The organism is Paracoccus sp. (in: a-proteobacteria), assembly GCF_046462195.1.
In the GTDB taxonomy this organism is placed as follows: domain Bacteria; phylum Pseudomonadota; class Alphaproteobacteria; order Rhodobacterales; family Rhodobacteraceae; genus Paracoccus.
This window is the reverse complement of sequence record NZ_JBKGUN010000109.1, coordinates 1-3,694: the sequence shown is the minus strand read 5'-3', so window position 1 is coordinate 3,694 and position 3,694 is coordinate 1. Positions and strand designations below refer to the sequence as shown.

Here is a 3,694-nt window from a genome sequence, read left to right as displayed (position 1 = left end):
CGTATGAACAGGTCATAAACCTGGTGCGCAGAGCGGGCGCCAGCGTCACCTACCAAGCGTAGAGACGGAGTGGCTTCTGCGCCGGTATCGCCCCTCTTACCTCTTCAGCAACCACCTGAGTGCCCGCTCCAGCCGGTCCGCGCCGTTGCGCTCATACCAGTCTCCGTGAGCAAAAATGACCCGTTGAGGGTCAAGAGCAACCAACTGCCGCCCGGCCTCCCGCGCGGCGTCGCCTTTCCGCTTCACTACCGCGCGCAGGTAACGCGGCGTGCGTCCATCAGGTGCGCCATTCTCGGCCAGCGCGAGAAATGGACGCAATGGCGCCGGCAACTTCGCCTTGTCGAGGTTCTGGATCAAATCCGTTAGAACAAGTGTGCGACTTGGTGTGTGAAAAAGGCAGATCTCCTGGAACCCTCCGATGCCCGGAACATCCACCTGCGATATTTCCCCGGGCCATCCTTCGGCAAGGTTTCCGAGCAGATCCCGATCAATGGTGACACCCGAGCGCTGGACCTGTGCTCGCTCCCTCAGGCCGGGGGCACCCCAGGCGATGGCCTCGGGGGCATGGGCCTGCCACTCCTTCAGCATCGTCCAGTGGGCTGTATTGGGCGCTACCAGATGCCCGATCGGGCCAAGCTCAAGCAGCTGGTCATGCAGCGCCCTGGTGAACCGTGTCGGAGAATGCAGCAGCAGGCTGCCATCCTGAAGGCGGATAACCGTCATGCGAACCGGCAGCGGTATCATCCCAAGCGCTGTATGAGGGCCGCTGTCAACGATCCAGACGTCGTTCACCACAGGCTTCAGCGAGTCGAGCGGCGGATAGGTCACGTCGGTCATCGAACACCATCCTGTTTGTGCACGTCCCGTTCAACAAGAGCAGAGCTTTGCCCCGGCAGCCACACTTTATGTTCAGCAGGACGCCGAACTGCCGGGTTCATGGGGCGGACAGTTGCGTCCGACCCCCTTCTGCAGTGACACGATCGCCTGGCTCAGGACGCATCATCGGTCAGTGGGGCGTCTTTGGCGGATCGTGAAACACGAAGGGCGCTCGGAAGCTCAGGCGCGTTCTCCGTCCGGTCGCGGTGCAGGGCGGCGCGTCCCAGCAGCATCAGCGTCACGGGCACGGTCCCCACGACCGCCAGCCCCACAACAAGCTCGTGCAGGACAGGACGGCCCTGGACATGACTGGCCAGCAGGACCGAGGCCAATATCACACCACCCGTTCCCCAACTGGTTGCCAGAGTGGGGGCGTGCAGGCGGTCATAGAAGCTGCGCAGGCGCAGGAACCCATAGGCGCCGATCAAGGTCAAGGTGGCCCCAAGGACAACAAAGGCCGAGACCAGAAGGGCCAGCCACAGCGGCACGTCGTTCAGCGTGTTCATTCGATCACCTCCCCGCGGAACAGGAACTTGGCCAGGGCGATGGAGGCCACGAAACCCATCACCGCGATGACCATTGCCGCCTCGAAAAGGAATAGCGAACCCAGCCTCATTCCCGTCACCAGGAAGAGCAACATAACCGCGATGTAGAGCGTGTCGAGCGCCAGGACCCGGTCCTGTGCCCGCGGGCCGCGCAGAATGCGGATACTCGCCAGAAAGCTGGCCAGCGCCAGAGCCAGCTGGGCATAGCCGAGGGAGAGCATCAGGATCGTCTCGCTCATTCGAATATCTCCTGCAGCATGGGTTCATAGATATCGCGGATGACCGAGATGTAGCGTTCGCTCTCGGCGCCGTCGAAGATATGCAAGACCAGCGTCCCCGTTCCGGAGACGTACTCGATCCAGGCCGTCCCGGGCGTGGCGGTCAGAATGATGGCCAGAACGGCAAGGCCGGTCGGACTGCGAAGTTTCAGCGGCACCTCGATGAAGGAGGACCGGCGGCTCGAGCGCCACCCTTCGGTCAGGATCAGGCGCGTCACCGCGATGTTTGAACGGATGATGTCGCGAAAGAGCGTCCCGAACAGGCGAGGGATGACCCGCCCGTTGCGCAAGGCAGGTGTCTCCGGATGGAGCGCCGCCATGGTCCAGCCGGCGAACAGGGCGAGTGCGCCGCCCAGCAGGAAGTGCCCCAGCGAAAAGCGCGTCAGCACCATCCACATCAGAACCAGAAGCAAGGACAGGATGGGGTGGGGCAAGAAACGGGTCACGGTTGCTCCTCGGGCGTGTCAGAAGCGGCATCGACGACGCGGGGGGCCGCAAAGACGCCATAAGCATAGCGCGACGGGTCATGAAGAGCCTGCGCGGTGGCGCTGGTATAGCGCAGCACGACCTCGGACTTGACGCTCATCACGCTCAGAACGGCGATCAGCGCCAGAACCGGGGCAATCTCCAGCGCCATGACGGGCGCATTATTGTCTTCGGAGGCCCAGAAGGTCTGGATCCCGATGCGCGCCAGGCCGATCACCGTGGCGAAGCCCGACACCAGCAACAGCGCCATGAACCCCCATGTCAGAACAGGCGGAAAGCTGGTGCCGCTCAAGGCCCCCTGGATCATCGTCAGCTTGCCGACGAAGCCGGGCAAGGGCGGCAGGCCGGCCAGCCCCAGAACGCAGAGGGCAAAGCAGGTGCTGAGGAGCGCCAGTGCCGACGGAATGGCAGGACCGTCCGGCACCTCACTGCCTTCCGTATCCCGATCCTTGGCGCCGTAAACCTCGGCTGTCAGAGCCAGCATGGCGGCAATGCCGCCGTCGTCACGGCTCATCGGCTCGACCAGCAGGAACAAGGCCGCCGTCGCCAGCGTCGATGCCACCATGTAGTAAAGCGCCCCGGCCAGCATCCATTCGCTGCCCCCCGCCTGCGCGAACCCGATGACTGCAAGCACCGTTCCGGACGACACGACAACGGAGTGGGCCGCGATCCGGCCCAGGCTTTGGGACGCGAGAATGCCCAACATGCCGAAGACCATCGTGGCCATGCCCAGAATGACCAGGACTTGCGCGCCAAACGCCGCCGAAGGACCGGCCGCGTCGCTGAACATCAGCATCGACAGGCGGAGGATCGCATAGATGCCCACCTTCGTCATGATGGCGAACATGGCTCCCACGGGCGCGGCGGCGGCCATGTAGGCATTGGGCAGCCAGAAGGACAGGGGCCAGCTGCCCGTCTTGATCAGAAAGGCGATGCCCAGCAGGCCAAATCCCATGTGCAGCAGCGGGCGATCGCCAGGGGGGACCTGCGCCATCATGCTGGCCAAGTGCGCCATGTTCAGGGTCCCGGTCAAGCCATAGATCAGGCTGACACCCAGCAGGAACAGCAGCGAGGCGGCGAGGTTGATGGCGATGTAATGCAGCCCCGCCCGCACCCGGGCCTGCCCTGAACCGTGCAGAAGCAGCCCGTAGGACGCCGCCAGCAGTACCTCGAAGAAGACGAACAGATTGAAGAGGTCGCCGGTCAGGAAAGCGCCGTTCAATCCCATCAGCAGGAACTGGAAGAGGGAAAAGTAGTGCGGCCCCTGCCGATGCCAGGCGGCCCGGGCGTAGACAAGCGATGCCATGGCCAACAGTCCAGTCAGAACCAGCATCATCGCGGCCAGGTGGTCCAGCACCAGCACGATGGCCATCGGCGCGGCCCAGTCCCCCAGCAGGTAGAAGCCGATGCTTTCCCGTGCCTCTGATCCCCCTGCTTTGGCCTCCATGAGCAGCCGGATGGCAGTCAGCAGCATCAGCGCGACCGCCACCAGGCTCAGCCAGAACTTTG

Annotated in this window: 5 protein-coding genes; all 5 read right to left on the bottom strand. The window is 63.8% G+C overall.

Annotation, left to right across the window (positions count from 1 at the left end; all coding sequences use genetic code 11):
• Positions 1–96: 96 nt before the first annotated feature.
• Positions 97–837 (bottom strand): DUF4336 domain-containing protein, encoded by a 741-nt coding sequence (locus tag ACLHHB_RS07280; protein WP_410217616.1) that lies wholly within the window; start codon positions 835–837, stop codon positions 97–99.
• 152 nt (positions 838–989) lie between these two features.
• Positions 990–1,382 carry a monovalent cation/H(+) antiporter subunit G gene (mnhG, locus tag ACLHHB_RS07275; protein ID WP_410217615.1) on the bottom strand — a complete coding sequence of 131 codons (393 nt, stop codon included), beginning with the start codon at positions 1,380–1,382 and terminating at the stop codon, positions 990–992.
• Complete coding sequence (locus ACLHHB_RS07270) at positions 1,379–1,660, bottom strand: K+/H+ antiporter subunit F (RefSeq protein WP_410217614.1); 282 nt, start codon at positions 1,658–1,660, stop codon at positions 1,379–1,381. The genes mnhG and ACLHHB_RS07270 overlap by 4 nt, the downstream gene beginning before the upstream one ends.
• The gene (locus tag ACLHHB_RS07265) at positions 1,657–2,145 is read right to left on the bottom strand and encodes a Na+/H+ antiporter subunit E (RefSeq protein WP_410217613.1); all 489 of its coding nucleotides are present in this window, start codon (positions 2,143–2,145) and stop codon (positions 1,657–1,659) included. The genes ACLHHB_RS07270 and ACLHHB_RS07265 overlap by 4 nt, the downstream gene beginning before the upstream one ends.
• The coding region (locus ACLHHB_RS07260; RefSeq protein WP_410217612.1) for a monovalent cation/H+ antiporter subunit D at positions 2,142–3,694 on the bottom strand (1,553 nt) is incomplete at its 5' end. The genes ACLHHB_RS07260 and ACLHHB_RS07265, both read right to left, overlap by 4 nt.

Coding starts and splice junctions, on each gene's coding strand:
- ACLHHB_RS07270 (WP_410217614.1), bottom strand. CDS start 1,660: ATGAGCGAGACGATCCTGATGCTCTCCCTCGGCTATGCCCAGCTGGCT.
- mnhG (WP_410217615.1), bottom strand. CDS start 1,382: ATGAACACGCTGAACGACGTGCCGCTGTGGCTGGCCCTTCTGGTCTCG.
- ACLHHB_RS07280 (WP_410217616.1), bottom strand. CDS start 837: ATGACCGACGTGACCTATCCGCCGCTCGACTCGCTGAAGCCTGTGGTG.